This is a genomic window from Bartonella sp. CL435QHHD, from assembly GCF_042195095.1.
Classification (GTDB): domain Bacteria; phylum Pseudomonadota; class Alphaproteobacteria; order Rhizobiales; family Rhizobiaceae; genus Bartonella.
The window spans coordinates 1-1,645 of record NZ_JBHINS010000003.1; the positions used below are offsets into that span (position 1 = coordinate 1).

The 1,645-nt window shown below is 38.1% G+C and carries 2 protein-coding genes; one reads left to right on the forward strand and one right to left on the reverse strand.

Annotated elements, in window-relative coordinates:
• Positions 1–684: 684 nt before the first annotated feature.
• The gene (locus ACFILH_RS00020; RefSeq protein ID WP_375667166.1) at positions 685–1,041 is read left to right on the forward strand and encodes a hypothetical protein; all 357 of its coding nucleotides are present in this window, start codon (positions 685–687) and stop codon (positions 1,039–1,041) included.
• Between the two features lie 9 nt (positions 1,042–1,050).
• On the opposite strand, the gene ACFILH_RS00025 is transcribed toward ACFILH_RS00020, so the two are convergent.
• Positions 1,051–1,581, reverse strand: coding sequence for a hypothetical protein (locus tag ACFILH_RS00025; RefSeq protein ID WP_375658333.1), 531 nt, complete (start codon positions 1,579–1,581; stop codon positions 1,051–1,053).
• Positions 1,582–1,645 lie beyond the last annotated feature (64 nt).

A 1,645-nucleotide genomic window follows, 5' to 3' on the forward strand; every position in this document is an offset into this window, starting at 1 on the left:
AGCAGCCTTAACCACTGCTTCTTTTAAAATGCGCGTCATCTTATTCGGAACGCCTTTGACACGCCCTTGACCTGCCTTTGGGGGTATACGCTTTTTAATGGGTTGTGGAGCCTGCTGTGTATTTTCTGATGTCATAAAATACGCCCTCCAGATAATAAAAAACCCCGCATTTGCGGGGACTCCAAACTGCACTATCCCTCGTTTAGATACAATACGACCACGTACAGTGCTGTCATTAAATACGATTTGCTACACTTTGTCAACATAAAAATAACACATATTGATACATTTGAAAAGAATCGGTTAAACAGCACTTATGAATAATTAAGGGTTCAAAATGATGAAATCATTATCCATAACACGCATCATAACATTTATAGCTTTCTTTTCTATATCAGCGCTACCTGCATCAGCGTCATTTGGATTTATAGACAAATTGACGCGTATGTTTACAAGTGTAGATACTATAGAGAAGTATAATCAACTTTACAATAAATACGTAAGTGAATCATATATTGGCTCTATGCATTCTGAAAAGGTACGCAAAGCAGAAGAACTTTCACTCANAATAAATACGTAAGTGAATCATATATTGGCTCTATGCATTCTGAAAAGGTACGCAAAGCAGAAGAACTTTCACTCAGAAATGGCGGAGAATATTCATTTTTTAACAAGGAAGATATATTGTATCGTCACATATCAGTTGTTGGTTGTGCATCCCTTATGAGTTTATTGCGGGGTGATTATAATAAGGAGATGTCGCAAATGGATCTACCCAATGTAATAAAGCGTTTACGCGATGAATATGATTGGAGTGAAAGCGATTTTATGTGGGCATACGACGTGGTCAATGATAACGAGGATCCAATGATTTATTATGCAAAAAAATTTATGACGGCTATAGATAAGCGTTACGATTTCAGAAAAGAACAAGTAGATAACATAGTATCTCACGTGAAAACAAATGATCATAAATGGTTAAAGGAACTCAGTGAACATTGCGGAAACTTACGAACGATATACTATATAATGCAACCGTAATAGAGCTTGTCATTTACGATCAAAATGTTTCTGAAGCACATTAAGAGCAACGCGCAGTGAATTCACAAGGTGGGGTAGCATTTGATCTTCTATAACGAGGCACTGTAGCGCTGCATAAAGGTTATATTGTCTATAGAGGCATTGGGCTTCTTTTAGTGCCTCTTGCGTGTTTATAAACTGCTCTGTTGCAAATTCTACCCATTTATCTCTTGCCTTATCATCAGATGATGATGGCATTTCGTCATAAATTGCATTAGGCAAGCCTTTTGCACAAAGGTAATTATTCCTTATCTGTAAATACTGTTGCGCGGCGTCATATTGCTCTTGTGTAAGCACGCCTTGTAAACAAAGCCGCCCTATATAAGACCCAGAAAGTGGATTTTTTGCCTCTTGTAGCGTTAAACCGAAGCGTTTTGCACGCATTTCTATTGCCAATTTATCAACGGCTTCACGCAGTGCTTTTGCACGTGATATACGTCCGTTTGGTTCTCTTACCTGCCCTGCTATTTTAGGGCGTCCCCTTTTTTTATTTTTTTTCATAACACCGCCTTTTATTTAAAAAGGAACACTGTCATTCATAACGGTATGGGGCGTATCAAGAGGT

What these genes read in the sequence shown, in the direction of transcription:
- ACFILH_RS00025 (WP_375658333.1), bottom strand. Translation starts at nt 1,581, where the DNA reads ATGAAAAAAAATAAAAAAAGGGGACGCCCTAAAATAGCAGGGCAGGTA.